The sequence below is a fragment of the Janthinobacterium sp. CG3 genome (assembly GCF_000344615.1).
Taxonomy (GTDB): domain Bacteria; phylum Pseudomonadota; class Gammaproteobacteria; order Burkholderiales; family Burkholderiaceae_D; genus Janthinobacterium.
This window is the reverse complement of the sequence record NZ_KB467824.1, coordinates 205,025-223,734: the sequence shown is the minus strand read 5'-3', so window position 1 is coordinate 223,734 and position 18,710 is coordinate 205,025. Positions and strand designations below refer to the sequence as shown.

At 64.1% G+C, this 18,710-nt stretch carries 15 protein-coding genes, 1 tRNA gene and 2 pseudogenes; 2 read left to right on the top strand and 16 right to left on the bottom strand.

Annotated elements, in window-relative coordinates; translation table 11 throughout:
- Window positions 1-74 precede the first annotated feature (74 nt).
- The 5 genes and pseudogenes from JANGC3_RS34275 to JANGC3_RS0101025 form a co-directional block, all read right to left on the bottom strand.
- Window positions 75-362, bottom strand: a pseudogene (locus JANGC3_RS34275) (PEP-CTERM sorting domain-containing protein); the annotation flags it as partial.
- Window positions 363-389: 27 nt separating this feature from the next.
- Window positions 390-809, bottom strand: a pseudogene (locus JANGC3_RS28010) (aminotransferase class IV); the annotation flags it as partial.
- A 41-nt stretch (window positions 810-850) separates the two neighbouring features.
- Window positions 851-1,294, bottom strand: coding sequence for a hypothetical protein (locus JANGC3_RS32215; protein WP_157406394.1), 444 nt, complete (start codon window positions 1,292-1,294; stop codon window positions 851-853).
- Window positions 1,295-1,563: 269 nt separating this feature from the next.
- Window positions 1,564-1,639: transfer RNA gene (locus tag JANGC3_RS0101030), tRNA-Asn, on the bottom strand.
- Between the two features lie 120 nt (window positions 1,640-1,759).
- Window positions 1,760-2,977: an amino acid aminotransferase gene (locus JANGC3_RS0101025; RefSeq protein ID WP_017874618.1), complete on the bottom strand. Its 1,218-nt coding sequence runs from the start codon at window positions 2,975-2,977 to the stop codon at window positions 1,760-1,762.
- 105 nt (window positions 2,978-3,082) lie between these two features.
- Between JANGC3_RS0101025 and uvrB the strand changes: the two genes are divergently transcribed.
- Together uvrB and JANGC3_RS33465 are read left to right on the top strand one after the other, a co-directional pair.
- Window positions 3,083-5,170 (top strand): excinuclease ABC subunit UvrB, encoded by a 2,088-nt coding sequence (gene uvrB, locus JANGC3_RS0101020; RefSeq protein WP_026132388.1) that lies wholly within the window; start codon window positions 3,083-3,085, stop codon window positions 5,168-5,170.
- 219 nt (window positions 5,171-5,389) lie between these two features.
- Window positions 5,390-7,441, top strand: coding sequence for an extracellular solute-binding protein (locus JANGC3_RS33465; RefSeq protein WP_017874616.1), 2,052 nt, complete (start codon window positions 5,390-5,392; stop codon window positions 7,439-7,441).
- 28 nt (window positions 7,442-7,469) lie between these two features.
- Here the strand turns inward: JANGC3_RS33465 and JANGC3_RS0101010 are convergent, their stop codons facing one another.
- The 11 genes from JANGC3_RS0101010 to JANGC3_RS0100960 form a co-directional block, all read right to left on the bottom strand.
- Window positions 7,470-7,982, bottom strand: coding sequence for a GNAT family N-acetyltransferase (locus JANGC3_RS0101010; protein ID WP_017874615.1), 513 nt, complete (start codon window positions 7,980-7,982; stop codon window positions 7,470-7,472).
- A gap of 264 nt (window positions 7,983-8,246) precedes the next feature.
- Window positions 8,247-8,792, bottom strand: coding sequence for a phosphoribosyltransferase (locus JANGC3_RS0101005; protein ID WP_026132387.1), 546 nt, complete (start codon window positions 8,790-8,792; stop codon window positions 8,247-8,249).
- Window positions 8,793-8,814: 22 nt separating this feature from the next.
- A complete protein-coding gene (locus JANGC3_RS0101000) occupies window positions 8,815-10,128 on the bottom strand; it encodes an adenylosuccinate synthase (protein ID WP_026132386.1) in 1,314 nt (437 codons plus the stop codon).
- A 2-nt stretch (window positions 10,129-10,130) separates the two neighbouring features.
- Window positions 10,131-11,291 (bottom strand): ATP phosphoribosyltransferase regulatory subunit, encoded by a 1,161-nt coding sequence (locus tag JANGC3_RS0100995; RefSeq protein WP_017874612.1) that lies wholly within the window; start codon window positions 11,289-11,291, stop codon window positions 10,131-10,133.
- Window positions 11,292-11,581: 290 nt separating this feature from the next.
- Entirely contained in the window at window positions 11,582-12,478 is an 897-nt protein-coding gene (gene hflC, locus JANGC3_RS0100990) for a protease modulator HflC (RefSeq protein WP_017874611.1), read from the bottom strand.
- Window positions 12,478-13,773: an FtsH protease activity modulator HflK gene (hflK, locus tag JANGC3_RS0100985; RefSeq protein WP_017874610.1), complete on the bottom strand. Its 1,296-nt coding sequence runs from the start codon at window positions 13,771-13,773 to the stop codon at window positions 12,478-12,480. Before hflK ends, hflC begins: the two co-directional genes overlap by 1 nt.
- Window position 13,774: 1 nt before the next feature.
- Window positions 13,775-15,007: a GTPase HflX gene (gene hflX / locus JANGC3_RS0100980; RefSeq protein ID WP_026132385.1), complete on the bottom strand. Its 1,233-nt coding sequence runs from the start codon at window positions 15,005-15,007 to the stop codon at window positions 13,775-13,777.
- Between the two features lie 42 nt (window positions 15,008-15,049).
- The gene (hfq, locus tag JANGC3_RS0100975; protein WP_017874608.1) at window positions 15,050-15,286 is read right to left on the bottom strand and encodes an RNA chaperone Hfq; all 237 of its coding nucleotides are present in this window, start codon (window positions 15,284-15,286) and stop codon (window positions 15,050-15,052) included.
- Between the two features lie 142 nt (window positions 15,287-15,428).
- A complete protein-coding gene (gene der / locus JANGC3_RS0100970; RefSeq protein ID WP_026132384.1) occupies window positions 15,429-16,772 on the bottom strand; it encodes a ribosome biogenesis GTPase Der in 1,344 nt (447 codons plus the stop codon).
- A 5-nt stretch (window positions 16,773-16,777) separates the two neighbouring features.
- A complete protein-coding gene (gene bamB / locus JANGC3_RS0100965; RefSeq protein WP_017874605.1) occupies window positions 16,778-17,923 on the bottom strand; it encodes an outer membrane protein assembly factor BamB in 1,146 nt (381 codons plus the stop codon).
- Window positions 17,924-18,016: 93 nt separating this feature from the next.
- Complete coding sequence (locus JANGC3_RS0100960; protein WP_017874604.1) at window positions 18,017-18,670, bottom strand: tetratricopeptide repeat protein; 654 nt, start codon at window positions 18,668-18,670, stop codon at window positions 18,017-18,019.
- Window positions 18,671-18,710 lie beyond the last annotated feature (40 nt).

Sequence of the window (18,710 nt, the reverse complement as noted above, 5' to 3'; positions counted from 1 at the left end):
TCGAATTGAAATTTGCAAAAAAACCGCGCCGTAGCGCGGGATCTCAGGCGACGGCAAGCCCCGTCGTTTTGAGCCGCCGCTTCCTCGCGTCGTGCGATGGCGCCAAGCAGCGCCAAACCGGCCAGCAACATGCCGTAGGTCTCGGCTTCCGGCACGGCGGAGGTGACCGAGATGTTGTCCAGAGCGGCGCCAAAAGCGGAGTTGCTGCTGTCGACGGAGAAATGCAGCTTGCTCATCGCGCTGATGGCCTGGAAGGTGAAACTCCGGCTCGTCCAGCCCATGTTGCCGTGCGACCTGCCGGAAATGTCGAAGGTGAAGGTGTGGTCGCCGGTGACGCCGACGGTGATGATCTTCTGAGCGCCAGGAATAGCGAACGGCCACGCTTGAGCTCACGGCCGGGTCGCTTGCTCGGCATGGAAGGCGCGGTGAAGCTGCTCCACGAAGGACGGCGCCTCGGGCAGGGGCGCCGAGCCGATGCGACGCAGCGCCACGCCCGGCCTCCAGGAATTCATGACCACCGCCCCGGCCAATGCCCGCAGGTCGGCCAGCGTCACCTCTTGGTCGCGTTGGGCGACGCCGAGGCGTGCCAGTTGCCGGCGGACGGTGCCCATCGCAGTGCCTGCCAGCATGTCGGCGATGGGCCACACCACCGCCTCGCCGTCCCAAAAAGTCATATTCCAGATGGAGCCTTCGCTGAGGCGGCCGCGGCGGTCAAGGAAAGCAGCGGCGTCGAAACCCCGTTCGACGGCCTGGCGCAGATAGTATGTCTTGGCCACTTCGCCGACGTGCTTCGAGGCCGGCAGCACGCGCTATCATCCGGTACGTTTGAGTGGCGAAGTTATCCCGGAGACTACGGAATCTCGGTGTTCTCGAAAAGTCGGATGGCTTCGTCAAAATCGGAAGCAAGATTCTTCTCGTCAAATTCAACGCCAAGGTGCTTCAGCTTATCAAGCATGAGGACGAACCCCTCCCTCAAATGCTTACTTAAGAAGCGCTTCAGTTCATCAGTTGACACTCCTTGCCACGTTTCTTTTGACATGAAAATATCGACCGTTGCCGTACCCGCCCTCCGTCCGGCAACATTATCGCATCCAACCTTTTCCCAATGCCAAAACTCGCCATCGACACGCAAAACGAAGCCTAAATCTTTTAATTTCTTGCCATAGCCCCTTGAGCATTTAGCGGACAAGGCACGGTTAATGCTTCTGTGCAACGGAGCGAGCGCTTGATGGGCTGCCCTATCTCCGGCTTGCATTCCCATATCCACATAGGATTGATCTTTATCGTTACTCATAACTGCCATCCTTTCGCTTTCCAGCCCATTTTTCCTTGAAGCAGTACCCTCAGAGCGCTCGAGAATCAACGTAACAGAGCTCACCAATCCTCGACAAATGGGTGACGCACTGTGAGCAGCTTTAACGGCTCGCCCTAGCAGCCGCAGAGTCTTTGGCGCGCGTCGGCGGTGGCGTGCCGGCCCAAGCGGTGGCAATGGTGCGATGGGCGGCGCAAATACGCAGGCGAAAAAAATGGCTACGATTGCTCGTAACCATTTCTTTTTAATTCTGGCTCCCCGACCTGGACTCGAACCAGGGACCTGCGGATTAACAGTCCGTCGCTCTACCAACTGAGCTATCAGGGAAAAGAGGCAACATTATATACTTCTTAAGCGCATCATCAAGCTTTCCGATGACGCCCTTTCGTCGGCGTTTTTGTTACCCTTTCGGATCAATCTTGCGACTAGATCCGAAGAAGCAATATCTTAAAGGACTTTGGCGATCGCGTCAATAACCTTGTCGATATTGCCCATGTTCAAAGGCGCGACGCAGATACGGCCGGTGTCGACGGCGTACACCGAGTGCTCGCGCGCCAGCGTCTCGACCTGGGCCTTGGTCAGGCCGGAGTACGAGAACATGCCGACTTGCTTGTTGACGAAGTCGAAATCGTGGGCCGGGGCCTTCTCTTTCAACTTGCTGACAAACGCTTCGCGCATTTCGCGGATGCGCACGCGCATCGCGGCCAGCTCGTCTTCCCACAGCTGGCGCAGTTCCGGCGTGGTCAGCACGGTGGCGACGACCTTGCCGCCATGCACCGGCGGGTTCGAATAGTTGGTGCGCACCACGCGCTTCAGCTGCGACAGCACGCGCGCCGCTTCTTCGGTGCTGGCGGCAACCACGCTCAGCGCGCCGACGCGCTCGCCGTACAGCGAGAACGACTTCGAGAACGAGTTCGAGATCAGCAGCGGGCCGCCGGCCGCGACGAAGCGACGCACCACGGCGCCGTCTTCGGCGATACCGGCGCCGAAGCCCTGGTAGGCCATGTCGAGGAACGGGATCAGGCCGCCGGCGCTGACGGCGGCGATGACTTCACCCCATTGGTCGGCGTTCAGGTCGGCGCCGGTCGGGTTGTGGCAGCAGGCGTGCATCAGCACGATCGAACCGCGCGGCATCGCCCGCAGGTCGGCCAGCATGCCGTCGAAGTTCACGCCGCGGGTGGCCGCGTCGTAGTAGGCGTAGTTGTTGACGACGAAACCGGCGCTTTCGAACAGCGCGCGGTGGTTTTCCCAGCTCGGGTCGCTGATGTACACTTGCGCGCCCGGCGCGAAGCGCTGCAGGAAGTCGGCGCCGATTTTCAGCGCGCCGGTGCCGCCGATGGCCTGCACGGTGACCGCGCGGCGCTCTTGAATAACCGCGCTGTCGGCGCCAAATACCAGTTCTTGCACGGCGGCGTCGTAGGTGGCCAGGCCGTCGATCGGCAGGTAGGTGCGCGGCGCCGCTTGTTCGATCAGGATCGCTTCGGCCTTGCGGACGCACGAGAGCAGCGGAACTTTGCCGTTTTCGTCATAATAGACGCCGACGCCAAGATTGATCTTGGCAGGGTTTTTATCAGCGTTGAAGGCTTCGGTGATGCCCAGGATCGGGTCACGTGGGGCCATGTCGATGGCACTGAACAGGCTGGCGGGAGCGGAAGGATTCGTCATGATAAGATTGGATTCGATTGGGAAGCAGGGTTCGCAGCGGATTGCTGACAGCGTCTCCAATAAGCGTCGCCAGCAGAGCACTATTCTAACAAAGGTCTGATTCGTATGGCTGATTTATCCTTATCAAATGACGCGACCCCGGTCGTGGTGTCGTTCCCCGACTCGCCGTTCAAGCTGCACCAGCCGTTTTTGCCGGCCGGCGACCAGCCGAGCGCCATCGAGCAGCTGTGCGAGGGCATCGGCGACGGCCTCGCCTACCAGACCCTGCTGGGCGTGACCGGCTCGGGCAAAACCTACACGATGGCCAACGTCATCGCCCGCATGGGCCGCCCGGCCATCATCTTCGCGCCCAACAAGACGCTGGCGGCCCAGCTCTACAGCGAGTTCCGCGAATTCTTCCCGCAGAACGCGGTCGAGTACTTCGTCAGTTACTACGACTACTACCAGCCCGAGGCCTACGTGCCGCAGCGCGACCTGTTCATCGAAAAGGACTCGTCCATCAACGAGCACATCGAGCAGATGCGCCTGTCCTGCACCAAGTCGCTGATGGAGCGGCGCGACGTCGTCATCGTCGCCACCGTGTCGGCCATTTACGGTATCGGTAATCCGAAGGAATACCACCAGATGATCCTGACGCTGCGCGTCAAGGACAGGGTCAGCCAGCGCGACGTCATCGCCCGCCTGATCCAGATGCAGTACACCCGCAACGAGGTCGACTTCGGCCGCGGCACCTTCCGCGTGCGCGGCGACACCATCGACATTTTCCCGGCCGAGCACGCCGAACTGGCGGTGCGCCTGGAGATGTTCGACGACGAGATCGAGTCGATCCAGCTGTTCGACCCGCTCACCGGGCGCGTGCGCCAGAAGATCCCGCGCTTCACCGTCTACCCCGGCTCGCACTACGTGACGCCGCGCGCCACCGTGCTGCGGGCGATCGAGACCATCAAGGACGAGCTGCGCGAGCGGCTGGAATTCTTCCGCCAGGAGAACCGCCTGATCGAAGAGCAGCGCCTGGAGCAGCGCACCCGCTTCGACCTGGAGATGATGGCCGAAATCGGCTTCACCAAGGGTATCGAGAACTACTCGCGCCACCTGAGCGGCGCCCTGCCCGGCGAACCGCCGCCGACGCTGGTCGACTACCTGCCGCCGGACGCGCTGATGTTCCTCGACGAGTCGCACGTGCTGATCGGCCAGCTCAGCGCCATGTACAACGGCGACCGTTCGCGCAAGACCAACCTGGTCGACTACGGCTTCCGGCTGCCGTCGGCGCTCGACAACCGGCCGCTGCGCTTCGACGAGTTCGAGTCGAAGATGCGGCAAACCGTGTTCGTCTCGGCCACCCCGGCCGACTACGAGAAGCAGCGCGCCGACCAGGTGGTCGAGCAGGTGGTGCGCCCGACCGGCCTGGTCGACCCGCAAATCATCGTGCGCCCGGCCAGCAGCCAGGTCGACGACCTGATGTCGGAGATCGTCGACCGCGTCAAGAAGAACGAGCGCGTGCTGGTGACCACGCTGACCAAGCGCATGTCCGAGCAGCTGACCGATTACCTGGGCGACCACGGCATCAAGGTGCGCTACCTGCACAGCGACATCGAGACGGTGGAGCGGGTCGAGATCCTGCGCGACCTGCGCATCGGCACCTTCGACGTGCTGGTCGGCATCAACCTGCTGCGCGAGGGCCTCGACTTGCCCGAGGTGTCGCTGGTGGCGATCCTCGACGCCGACAAGGAGGGCTTCCTGCGCTCCGAGCGCAGCCTGATCCAGACCATCGGCCGCGCCGCGCGCAACCTCAACGGCACGGCGATCCTGTACGGCGACCGCGTCACCGATTCGATGCGCCGGGCGATCGACGAAACCGAGCGCCGCCGCAACAAGCAGATCGCCTTCAACACGGCCAACGGCATCACCCCGGTCGGCGTCAAGAAGAGCATCAAGGAGCTGATCGACGGCGTCTACAGCCCGCAGGAGGCGCGCGACAACCTCGAAGTGGCGCAGGAGGCGGCCAAGTACGAGGCGATGAGCGAGAAGCAAATCAGCAAGGAAATCAAGCGCCTGGAAAAGCTGATGATCGACCACGCCAAGAACCTGGAGTTCGAAAAAGCGGCGCAGGTGCGCGACCAACTGCACCTGCTCAAGCAGCAGCTGTTCGGCGCGCCGGGCAGCGACAACGTCGCCTCGCTGCTGGGCTCCTAAAAACGGCGGGGGCGCCCCAATGCCGCCAAATGAGTTTGCGTAGGTCGGATGAGCGGAACGCGTAATCCGACGATTTCCACCAACACAACAGCGGCACCGCCCCGTCCTTCGCCCTTTCCCGAATATCTTGGGCCGGCGCCCCGCCGCGTGCTACAGTCTGCCGATGGCGCGGCCCACGCCGCCCCATCAGCCACAGCCACACACGCGCACGGGGGAAACATGCTCTCCAACAAATTGCGGACTTTTACGCTGCCGGCCCTGCTCGCCCTGCTACTGGCGGCAGCGCCGCGGGCCGAGCCGCTGGTGACGCTGGCGGCCAGCGAGCGCACCCCCTACATCGGCACCACCCTACCGGAAAACGGCTACGTCTCCGAACTGGCGACGGAGGCGTTCAAGCGCCGCGGCTACCGCGTCAAAATCGCCTTTTACCCGCTGGCGCGGGCGCTGCAACTGGCCCAGACCGGCGAGGTCGACGCGGTGCTGCCGCTGGCGCGCGAGGCCGGCGAGGGCGGCACCGCCGGCCTGGCTTACTCGCTGCCCTTCCCCGGCGATAGCATCGGATTGCTGAGGAAAAAGACCCTTGCGCCGCACCCCGCGCCGGGCGCCGCCGACAAGGGCGAAGGCCTGCTGGCGTCGCTGAACGCGCACCGATTCGGCGTGGTGCGCGGCGCCGCCGCGCCGGCGGCGTTCGACAACGCCAAAATCGCGCACCGGGAGGCGGCCGCGAACGACCTGCAAAACCTCGACAAACTGGAGCGCGACCGCATCGACTTCGCCCTGATCGACAAGTACACGGCGGCCGACCTGATGGTGGGCCGGCGCCCGCACCTGATCGGCGACTACGAGTTCATGACGCCGCCACTGGCCCAGCGCGCATTCCACGTCGCCTTCGCCACCGCCACCGAACGGCAACGGCAATTGCTGGTGGCCTTCAACGAAGGCCTGGCCGACATGACGCGCGACGGCACGCTGACCGGCATCCTGAAAAAGCACGGCCTGTACTCGCCCGCCAAGGCCGCGAAGAACAAGACGCGGCTGGTCATCGCCACCGTCAACAATAGCGACATGCTGGTGATGCGCGCCCTCTCCGTCGAATATCAGAAGCAGCATCCGGGCATCGAACTGGAGTGGCGCGTACTCGACGAGGAGGTGCTGCGCTTGCGCCTGCTAAGCGACCTCGCCATCTCCGACGGCCAGTTCGACATCCTCACCATCGGCACCTACGAAACGCCGATCTGGGCCAAGCGCGGTTGGCTGACGCCGCTGCAACCGCCCGACAACTACGACGTCGACGACCTGCTGCCGGCCGTGCGCAGCGGCCTGTCGTACCAAAAGCAGCTGTACGCGCTGCCGTTTTACGCCGAAAGCGTCATGACGTACTACCGCAAGGACCTGTTCGCCAAGGCGGGCCTGGCCATGCCGGTGGCGCCCAGCTACGACGACATCAAGGCGCTGGCGGCGAAGCTCCACAAGCCGGCGGCCGGGATCTACGGCGTTTGCCTGCGCGGCAAACCCGGCTGGGGCGACAACATGGCCTTGCTGACGTCGATGGCCAGCGCCTACGGCGGGCGCTGGTTCGACGAGCAGGGCCAGCCGGACCTCGATTCCGCCGCTTGGGAAAAGACAGTGGAGATGTACCGCGACCTGCTGACCCGCTACGGCCCGCCCAACCCCGAACGCAACAGCTTCAAGGAAAACCTGAGACTGTTCTCGGACGGCCACTGCGGCATCTGGATCGACGCCACCGTGGCCGCCAGCGTGTTGTCGAACCCGCTACGCTCGAACGTCGCCTCGCAACTGGGCTACGTGGCGGCGCCGGGCGCGCCCGGTAGAAAAGGCGGCGCGTGGCTGTGGAGCTGGGCCCTGGCGGTGCCCAACTCCTCGTTGCACAAGGCCGAGGCGGCGCAGTTCATCGCCTGGGCCACATCGAAAAACTATATCGGCATGGTGGCCAAATACCACGGCTGGGCGGCGATTCCGCCCGGCACGCGCAAGTCGACCTACCAGAACGAGAATTACTTGAAAGCGGCGCCGTTCGCCCAGTTCGTGCTGGGCGCGATCGAAAGCGCCGACCAGCGCGACGCCGGCGTGAAACCGGGACTGTACCGCGAGATGCAGTATGTCAGCATCCCCGAGTTTCCAGCCATCGGCGACCAGGTCGGACAGGAGGTGGCGGCCACGCTGAGCGGCCGGCAAAGCGTCAGGCAAGCGCTCGCCGCCGCGCAGGCGCTGGTGTTGCGGCAAATGAAGGACTCCGGCTACCTCAAGTGACCGGCGCAGCGGGGCCGGCTGGACCGTTTCAGGCGGGCCGGTCGAGGCGGTAGGTCGCGCACGGCTGGTCGTAAAAAGTTTCGATGCCGACGTAGCGCATGCCGAGCCGCTCCATCACCTTGATCGAGGCGGCATTGTCCGGGTTCGCGACGGCGTACAGCACGTCCGCGCCGACCACCTCGAAGGCGAATTCGACAATCGCCCGCGCCGCCTCGGTGGCATAGCCCTTGCCCCAGCAGTTCCGGCCCAGCCGCCAGCCGATCTCGCGCGGCTTGCTGGCGTCGCGGTCGAGGTGCTGCAGGCAGGCCGCGCCGATCAGTTCGCCGGTGTCGTCGGCGATCAGCGCCCACCACGAGTAACCCCACGCCGCCCACGCCGCCATGACGCGCGCGATCATCGCCCGCGTCGCCTCCTCGGTTTCGGGCAGGCCGCCGTTGAGGAAACGCATGACGGCGGGATCGGTGTTCAATTGGCGCAGCCCAGCGTAGTGCTGCTCGGTGACCGGCTCAAGCGTGAGCCGCGCGGTTTTCAGAGTCGTCATAGCGGGTGTCGAAAGCTTATTTGAAGGGCAAGCATATCACGCTCGGGCGGCCATTGCAGGCGCCCGGCGGGCCGGCTGGAAGCGCCTATCTATTCGTCTGCACGGAGAAACTGATCAAGCGTGCCACGACGGCCAGGGCGCACGCATGGGAAGTCGGCGGAATCACGGCGCCGACGCCGGTGCGGGAGCCTAGCGTTGTTGCGCCCATAAAAAATGGCGGGTGAACCGTTAAGCTCACCCGCCATTGTCATCTAACCCGGTCGATTACGCGGCCGTGTCGTCTTTCTTCAGCCACGCCGCCAACTGGTGCGGACGCAGGCCGTCGTAGTCTTCGAACGGCTGGTGTATCCACGGATTGTGCGGCAGGTCTTCCATGCAGTAGTCAGGACGGATCGACGAGCAACCCTTGGTCCAGATGACGGCCGAACGCACTTCGGTGACGCCGGAGAAGTTCGTCTCCAGGTGCTTGGTGACTTTTTCCAGCGTCACGCCGGAGTCGACCAGGTCGTCAACCAGCAGGATGCGGCCGGCCAGCGGTCCCTTGGTCATCGTCATGTATTTGGCGATGTCGAGGTCGCCGCGCACGGTGCCCGCTTCTTCGCGGTACGAGCTGGTCGACAGGATCGCCAGCGGCACGTCGAAGATGCGCGAAAACACGTCGCCCGGACGCACGCCGCCGCGCGCCAGGCACAGCACCTGGTCGAATTTCCAACCCGATTCGTATACTTTGAGCGCCAGGCGCTCGATCAGGCGGTGGTATTCGTCCCAGGACACCCAGAGGTGTTTTTCGTTCGTTTGTGGAGTCGTCATAATACTTTTCCGTCTACTTTTATTATTCGAATGGGTGACGCAGCACGATCGTTTCTTCGCGATCCGGGCCGGTCGAGACCATGTCGATCGGCACGCCGACCAGTTCTTCGATGCGCTTGATGTAGGCGCGTGCGGCGGCAGGCAGCGCGGCCAGCGATTTCGCGCCGACGGTGCTGTCTTTCCAGCCCGGCATTTCTTCGTAGATCGGCACGCAGCGGGCGGCGTCTTCGGCGCCAACCGGGAAGATGTCGACGTTGCGCCCGTCGAGCATGTAGCCGGTGCACAGCTTCAGCGTTTCCAGGCCGTCCAGTACGTCCAGCTTGGTCAGGCACATGCCCGACACGCCGTTGATCTGCACCGAGCGGCGCAGCAGCGCGGCGTCGAACCAGCCGCAGCGGCGGGCGCGGCCGGTGACGGTGCCGAACTCGTGGCCGACCGCCGACAGGTGGTGGCCGACGCCGTCGTCCGTGCTCAGCTCGGACGGGAACGGGCCGGAGCCGACGCGCGTCGTGTAGGCCTTGGTGATGCCCAGGATGTAGTGCAGCATGTTCGGACCGACGCCCGAACCGGCGGCGGCGTTGCCGGCCACGCAGTTCGACGAGGTGACGTACGGGTAGGTGCCGTGGTCGACGTCGAGCAAGCTGCCCTGCGCGCCTTCGAACAGCAGGTTGGCGCCGGCCTTGTGCGCGGCGTACAGCGCGCTGGAGACGTCGGCGACCATGGGGCGCAGGCGCGGCACGTAGGCCAGCGCGTCGTCCAGGGTCTTCTGGTAGTCGACTTTCGGCGCCTTCAGGTAGTTTTCCAGCACGAAGTTATGGTAGTCGAGGTTCTCGGCCAGTTTCTCGGCGAAGCGGCTTTCGTTGAGCAGGTCGGCGATGCGGATCGCGCGGCGTGCCACTTTGTCTTCGTAGGCCGGGCCGATGCCCTTGCCGGTGGTGCCGATCTTGGCGGCGCCGCGGGCCGCTTCGCGCGCCGCGTCCAGAGCCGAGTGGTACGGCAGGATAACCGGCGACGCTTCCGAGATCTTCAGGCGCGAGGCGACTTCAACGCCAACGGCTTGCAGCTTGTCGATTTCGCGCAGCACGTCCGGCACCGACACCACCACGCCGTTGCCGATGTAGCAGGCCACGCCCGGGCGCATGATGCCCGACGGGATCAGTTGCAAGGCGGTTTTGACGCCGCCGATGACCAGCGTGTGGCCGGCGTTGTGGCCGCCCTGGAAGCGCACCACGCCCTGGGCGTGATCGGTCAACCAGTCAACAATCTTGCCCTTACCTTCATCGCCCCATTGGGTGCCGATAACCACAACGTTCTTTGCCATAATTTTCTTTGACATACTTAACCTAAGTTTTTAAGAATCCAGTTACTACCATTATCGTCAAGGACCAGCGCGCGATCGCACTCGAACTCGTCTTGTTCATTGCTGTGACCAGGCATGCTCTGGATCACCACCTCGCCGGCTTTGCGCAGCTCGGCGATTTTTTCCCTCAATTCGGGGGCGTTGCCCCACGGCGCGCGAATCGAATGCTTGCGCTCCGCGGTCGGCAGCAGCCGCGCCAGTTCGCGCAGGTCGAGCGAAAAGCCGGTGGCGGGACGGGCCCGGCCGAACGCTTCGCCGACGTGGTCGTAACGGCCGCCGCGCGCCACCGCGTTCGGCAAGCCCGGCACGTACAGCGCGAACATGGCGCCGCTTTCATATTGGTAGCCGCGCAGGTCGGCCAGGTCGATCGCCACTTCGGCGCGGCCGATGGCCGATCCGGCCAGCGCCGCCAACTCGGCCAGCGCCTTGCCGATGCCGGGCAGCGGCGGCAGCACGTCGCGCGCCCTGGCCAGCACGTCGATGTCGCCGTACAGGCCGGGCAAGGCCAGCAGGGCCGCGCGGGTGACCGGCAGGTAGTTCGCCGTCAGCGCGCCCAGGCCCGGCGCGTCTTTCGCGCGCAGCAGCGTGTACAGCGCCGCCTCGTCCTTGAGGGCGGCGGCGTCGTCGGCGATGATGGCGCGCAGCACGCCGACGTGCGACAGGTCCAGCCGCACTTCGCTAAAGCCGGCCAGGGCCAGCGACGCCAGCGCCAGTTCCTGGATCTCGGCGTCCGCTTCGAGGCCGGCGTGGCCGTAGATCTCGGCGCCGATCTGCAGCGGCTCGCGCGTCGCGTGCAGGCCGGACGGGCGCGTGTGCAGCACACTGCCGGCGTAGCACAGGCGCGTCACCGAAGCCCGGTTCAGCAGGTGGGCGTCGATGCGGGCGACCTGGATCGTCATGTCGGCGCGCAGGCCGAGCATGCGCCCGGACAGCTGGTCGACCAGTTTAAAGGTGCGCAGATCGGTATCCGCGCCGGCGCCTGTCAGCAGCGACTCCAGATACTCCAGCAGCGGCGGCATGACGAGTTCATATCCGTACAGACGGAAATTATCGAGCATGAGCCGACGCAACTCTTCAATCTTGCGCGCTTCCGACGGCAATACATCGGCGATATTTTCGGGCAAAAGCCAATTCGGCATGAGGGGACAAGATACGGAAGAAAGTTGAAAAATGCTTTCTGCGCGACGGAGAAACGCGCACGCAGCAGAAGGCCGAACCTGATATTTTACGCGAAAATGTGTGGCAACAGGGATAAGTTCGCTCGCGGCGACCAGAAAATCCGCCTACAGCCCGGCCGGCAACGATGTCTATACAGCTCGAAACGCCGTCGAAAGGCGTTAAAAAGACCGGGGCCGGGCCTTGCACGCCAGCATTCCCTGAAGAATGTTGGGATGCAAGGACCGGCCCCGGTCCGCGCTGGGACTGCCGCTTACTTCTTCGCCGGCGCCGCCGGGCCGGACGCGCCGGACCCTTTGAAGTATTTGAAGAAGTCCGAGTTGGCGTCCACCACCATGACGTCGCTGTGGCTCTTGAACGTCGCGCGGTAGGCTTCCAAGCTGCGGTAGAACTTGTAGAACTCGGGGTTCTTGCCGAACGCCTCGGAGTAGGTCAGCGAAGCCTTGGCGTCGCCCTCGCCGCGGATTTTCTCCGCCTCGCGGTAGGCTTCGGCCAGGATCACGGTGCGCTGCTTGTCGGCGTCGGCGCGGATCTTCTCGGAGTCGGCCGAACCGGTCGAGCGCAGTTCGTTGGCGACCCGCACGCGTTCCGATTTCATCCGCTCGTACACCGAGTTGTTGATCTGCTCGACGTAGTCGACGCGTTTCAGGCGCACGTCGATGATTTCAATGCCGATCAGTTTCGATTCGGCGACGACCTTGGCGAGGATAGCGTCCATGACCTTGCCGCGCTGGCCGGAAATGACTTCGCGCACCGTGCGCTTGGTGATTTCGTCGTTCAGCGACGCCTTGACGATTTGCGACATGCGGTCGCGCGCCCTGCCCTCGTCGCCGCCGAAGCTGACGAAGTACAGTTTCGGCTCGACGATGCGCCATTTGACGAAGGCGTCGACCAGGATGTTCATCTTCTCGGCCGTGATGAAGCGGTCCGCCTCCGGCGATTCGATGGTCATGATGCGCTTGTCGAGGAACAGCACGTTCTGGAACGGCGGCGGCAGTTTGAAGTGCAGACCCGGCTCCTTGATAACCTGCTTGACCTCGCCCAGCGCGAACACGATGGCGTATTTACGCTGATCGACGATGAAGACGGTCGACGACAGGAGCATCAGCGCGATAAAGCCCGCGACCAAGGCTGTGACGATGCGATTCATTAGCGGCTCTCCCGATCACGCGACGATTCCCGGGAACGGCTGTCGCGGCGCGACCCTTCCACTGTTTGTATCAATTCCGGCGGCAGCGCGGTGCTGGCCTGCGGCGTCGCCGCGGCCTTGGCCGCCGCTGCGCTGGCGTCCTGGGCGGCGCTTTGGGCGATCAGCTTGTCGAGCGGCAGGTACAGCAGGTTGCTGCCGCTTTTCGCGTCGACCATGACCTTGCTGGCGCTGGAGAAGATTTGCTGCATCGTCTCCAGGTACATGCGGTCGCGCGTCACGCCGGGCGCCTTCTGGTACTCGGCCAGCACCTGCTGGAAGCGCGAGGCGTTACCGATGGCGTTTTGCGTGACCATGGAGCGGTAGGCTTCGGCTTCCTGCAGCAGGCGGAAGGCGTTACCGCGCGCCACCGGCACCACCTGGTTGGCGTAGGCCTGGCCCTCGTTTTTCTGGCGCTCGCGGTCCTGGCCCGCCTTGACGGCGTCGTCGAACGCGGTTTGCACCTGCTCGGGCGGTTGCACCGCCTGCATCGTCACGTTGGTGACGACGGCGCCGACGGCGTAGCGGTCGAGGATGTGCTGCATCAGTTGCTGGGTGTCGAAGGCGACTTTTTCGCGGCCCTCGTAGAGCACGAAGTCCATCTTGCTGCGCCCGACGATCTCGCGGATCGAGGTCTCGGCGACCTGGCGCAGGGTCTCTTCCTGTTCGCGGTTGTTGAACAACCAGGCGACCGGGTCCTTGAGCTTGTATTGCACCGCGAACTGGATGTCGATGATGTTTTCATCGTCGGTCAGCATCAGCGATTCCTTGGCCTGCTTGTCGCGCACCGACTTGCGGTAGCCCACCTCGACGGTGCGCACCTGCGACACGTTGACGGTCTCGTCGCTTTGAAACGGGTACGGCCAGCGCCAGTTGAAACCGGCCGGCGTCGAATGGCTGTATTTGCCGAACGTCAGCACCACGCCGGTCTGGCCCTCCTGCACGATAAAGGCGCCGCTGGCGAGCCAGATCAGCGCCGCCACCGAAGCGGCCACGCCGACGGTGATGCCGGCCCCCTTCATGTCGGGCAGCATGCCGCCACCGCCACCGTTGTTGCCGCCGCCGTCGGGCCGGTTCTTCTGGCCGAAAAAGGTGTTCAGGCGGTTGGTGAAGTCGCGCCACAACTGGTCCAGGTCCGGCGGACCTTCGCCGGGCTTTTTGCCCTCTTGGGCTTTGTTGGCGTCGTCCTTCCGATTACCCCAGCGAGGATCGTTCAGGGACAGCTTCAAGCCGATTTTTTTCTTTAGGGAGACAAGCATACTATCGTGTTCCGGCATGGATGTTGGTTGGATTACTATCTGTCGGATCAGCCTCGCAGGCCTGGTCCGAACTGGCGTCGCCCTGCGCGTCGTCCGGCGCTTCGTCCGCGCCCCGGTACTGCGCCGGCTCGTCGTCCGGCTGCTGGTACAGGTGGGCCGAACCGGGCGCGTCCTTGGCCGACTCGACGATCGCCGCGCGCAGCAAATCGAGGCCGATGCCCTTCTGCGCGCTGATGAAGACGCGGTGCAGCTTGCCGTCCTCGTCGCGCTCGACCGCCGGTTCGAGGCCGGCGGCGTCGATTTTGTTCCACACCAGTATCTGCGGAATGTGGTCGGCGCCGATCTCTTTCAAGACCAGGTTGACCTGTTCGATCTGCTCCATGCGCACCGGCGAGGCCGCGTCGACGACGTGCAGCAGCAGGTCGGCGTGGATGGTCTCTTCGAGCGTGGCGCGGAAGGCCGCCACCAGTTGGTGCGGCAGTTCGCGCACGAAGCCGACCGTGTCCGAGATCACCACGTTGCCGACGTCCTGCCCCAGGTAAACCCGGCGCGAGGTGGTGTCGAGCGTGGCGAACAGCTGGTCGGCGACGTACACGCCGGCCTTGGTGACGGCGTTGAACAGCGTCGACTTGCCGGCGTTGGTGTAGCCGACCAGCGACACCGAGAAGGTGTGGCTGCGCCCGCGCGCGCGGCGCTGGGTTTCGCGCTGCTTGTGCAACTTCTCCAGACGCGCGCGCAGCGCCTTGACGCGGTCGCCGATCAGGCGGCGGTCGGTCTCGAGCTGGGTTTCGCCGGGACCGCGCAGGCCGATACCGCCCTTCTGGCGTTCCAGATGGGTCCAGCCGCGGATCAGGCGGGTGGCCAGATGCTGCAACTGGGCCAGCTCGACCTGCAGCTTGCCTTCGTGGCTTTTGGCGCGTTGGGCGAAGATGTCGAGGATCAGGCTGGTGCGGTCGAGCACCCGGATGTTCAGGCGCTTTTCCAGGTTGCGCTGCTGGGCCGGCGACAGCGCGTGGTTGAAAATGACGATTTCAAGCCCGTCATTGACCACCGCGTCGGCGATCTCGCCGGCCTTGCCGCTGCCGACGAAATACGCCGAATCCGGGCTCGACCGCTTGGCCGTGATGGTCGTGATCGGGTCCGCGCCGGCCGAACGCGACAGCAGCATCAATTCCTCGACGCTGGCGGTGAAATCACCGTGACCGAAGTCAACTCCGACTAAGGCTGCGCGCATACGGCATTCTGGCAGGTGGTGGGGAAAGTTTGGCCCAAGGCCTTATTCCGCTTCGGTTTCAATATTGAGATTGACGGCGCGCGCCGGCACCACGGTCGAAATGGCGTGCTTGTACACCATTTGCGTGACCGTATTGCGCAGCAAGACGACGTATTGATCGAATGATTCAATATGGCCCTGCAGTTTAATGCCGTTGACCAGGTAGATAGAAACAGGAACATGCTCTTTGCGTAATGCATTGAGGAATGGGTCTTGTAACAGTTGCCCTTTGTTGCTCATAACAGCTCCGTGATGTTGTTGTAATTAAGAATTGGAGACGACTCGCCCGATTTCAAGTGCCAATGCATCATTCTCCGCAAAGAGAATGATGCTTATTGGCTACTGTAACCTGTTTTGGCGCCGTCCGTCGCACAGGCGGCGACTATTTCTGTGTTTTATTGAACGGGTTCTTGCCGGTGCGCAGCTCGATGCGCAGCGGCGTGCCGACCAGCGAGAAGGTGTCGCGGAAATGCTTCTCCAGGTAACGCTTGTACGGATCGCCGACGGCGTCCAGGGCGTTGCCGTGGATAACAATGATCGGCGGGTTCATGCCGCCCTGGTGCGCGTAACGCAGCTTCGGACGGATCGAACCCTTGCGCCGCGGTTCCTGCTTCTCGACCGCCTCGATCAAGGCGCGCGTCAGCTTCGGCGTCGACAGGTCGCACATGGCGGCCGCGTAGGCCGCGTTGAGCGACTTCATCAGCGGGGCGATGCCGGAGCCCTTCAGCGCCGAGATGAAATGGGTCTGGGCGAAGGACAGGAAGTCGAGCTTGCGGTCGATGTCGATCTTGATCTCGTCGCGCTGGTCCGACTGCAGGCCGTCCCACTTGTTGACGGCCACCACCAGCGCGCGGCCGGTTTCCAGCACGAAGCCGGCGATGTGCGCGTCCTGCTCCGAGATGTCCTGCTGCGCGTCGAGCAGCAGCACCACCACGTTGGCTTCCGAGATCGACTGCAGCGTCTTGATGACCGAGAATTTCTCGATCGCCTCGAACACCTTGCCGCGGCGGCGGATGCCGGCGGTGTCGATCAGCGTGTATTGCTGGCCGTCGCGCTCGAACGGGATCTCGATCGCGTCGCGGGTCGTGCCCGGCATGTCGAAGGCGATCACGCGCTCTTCGCCCAGCAGGGTGTTGACCAGCGTCGACTTGCCGACGTTGGGCCGGCCGACGATGGCGATCTTGATGCCGCGGGCGACCGGGTCGAGCTCTTCAGCCTCTTGCGGACGCAGCGAGAAGGCGGTGTTGAGCGCCTCTTCGATCATGTCGGTGACGCCGTCGCCGTGGGCCGAGGAGATGGCGATCGGATCGCCCATGCCCAGCTCGTAGAACTCCGACACCACGGCGGTGTAGCGCATGCCCTCGGCCTTGTTGACGACCAGGATCACCGGCCGGCCGCTCTTGCGCAGGAAGTCGGTGATGGTCTTGTCGTGCGGCGTCAGGCCCTGGCGGCCGTCGACGATGAAGATCACGATGTCGGCCTCGGCCACGGCCTGCTTGGTCTGCAGCGCCATCTGGTGCATGATGCCTTCCTTGGCGACGGGCTCGAAACCGCCCGTGTCGATGACCAGGAAGGGACGTTCGCCTACCCGACCTTCGCCATAGTGACGATCGCGCGTCAACCCAGGGAGGTCGGCCACCAGCGCGTCGCGCGAGCGGGTCAGACGATTGAATAAAGTCGATTTCCCAACATTGGGTCGACCTACTAGTGCTATTACCGGCTTCATTTGTATTACTCGACCGCGAGAGCGGTCACTGTCCCTGATTGGGTTTGAAAAATCAAATTCGTGCCTGCGACGACGGGAACCGAGATAACCGGGCTGCCGTCGGTGCTGACGCGACCTATTACTGCGCCATCTTCCCGTGACAGGAAGTGGATGTAACCTTCAAAATCGCCGACCGCGACCGCGCGACCGTAAGACAAGGGGGTCGACAGGCGGCGGTAGGCCAGCGCGTCGTTCTTCCACGCGCTCTGGCCGCCTTCGCGACTGAACGCGGCGAGCGCGCCCTTCTCGTCGGCGGTGAAAACAAAACGCTGGTCGACGGCCACGCCGACGTCGGACGAGAGTTCCTTGGTCCAGCGCGGCACGCCGGTGGCGGCGTCGAAGCAAGCGACCCGGCCCTGGTACGAGACCGCGCAAACGTCCTTGTCGAACAGCACCGGCGTGCCGGCGATGTCGGTGACGCGTTCCAGCTCGGTGGCGCCGCGCGGCTCGCCGACCACCGCCTCCCAGCGCGGCACGCCGGCGGCCAGGGTCAGCGCCAGCAGTTTGCCGCCGGGCTGGGCCACGTAGACGTTGTCGCCGCCGATCACCATGCCCGGCGCGTTGCGCAGGGTCAGCGACGGCGTGGTGCGCTGCACGGTCCATTTCTTGGCGCCGGTCTTGGCGTCGAAGGCGACGATGCGGTTGTCGACGCTGCGCACCACCACGACGTCCTGGCCGACCACCGGGGCCGACAGGATTTCGCTCGACGCCTGCTGCTTCCACAACTGCTTGCCATCGGCGTCGAAGGCCAGTACCACGCCCTTGGCGCCGCCGACCACCACCACCGCGCCGTCGCTGCCGACGCCGGCGGTTAGCTCGCCGCCGGCCTTGATGCGCCACACTTCGCGTCCGCTGCCCGCGTCCAGGCGCGCCACGGCGCCGTCCTTGGCGGCCACGTACAGGCTGCCGCCGGCCAGCGCCGGCGTGAACGAATACGCGCCGGCCTTGCCGATCGACTGCTTCCAAACGTTGCGCACGGCAATGCTCGATTTTAACTCGACCAGCTTGGCCGGCAGGTTTTTCGTCTGTTTCGAGGCGAACGGATTCAATGAGGAACAGCCCGCCACCAGAACCAGCAGACCCAGACCAACCAGCTTTTCGGTGATACGCATAAGTTTAACCTTGATCTCTACTATGAATGCACGCCCCGCCGCGGCGGGGCCACGCAACCCGCCGGCCGCAGCCGCGGGCCGTATCGCAGCCGCTTAAGCGGCCGCCTTGGTCTCTGGCACGCTGCCGCCGATGGCTTCGAGCTTGACTTCGATCAACTGGCGGCCCGGGTTCTTCTTGTCGGTCGCGGCCAGCGCGGCCAGGTAGGCGGCGCGCGCCTCGACCAGCTTGTTCTGCGCCACCAGGATGTCGCCCTTGCGGTCGGCCACGGCGCCGGCGAACTGCGCCGGCAGTTCGCCCGCCAGCGCCTTCAGCGCCTCGTCGTAGGCTTTCTCGTCGAGCAGCACGCCGGCCAGGCGCAGTGCCGCGACCGCCTTGAATTCCTCGTTGCCGTGCTCGGCGACCCATTGCAACTGGGCCTTGGCCGCTTTCAAGTCCTTCGCCTCGTAGGCGCTCTTGGCCGCGGCCAGGGCGCTCATCTGCGCATAGGCGGTGCGGCCGAAGCGGCTTTCCATGTCGCCGGCGGCGCGCTGCACCTTGGCGTTGTCCTTGGCGGTGACGGCGTTCTGCACTTCGTCGTACAGCTGCGAAGCCTGGGTGGACTGGCTGCGCTGGTAGTAGTTCCAGCCGGTCCAGGCGCTGTACGAGCCCATGGCGACGATCAGCACCCACGATGTCAGGTTGCCGTACTGGTTCCACCACGCTTTAAGCGAAGCTAATTGTTCTTGTTCTTCGAGGTCGTATGCCATGAGTATCGGTTGTAATGGTTAGCGAAAAAATGCGCGAAAA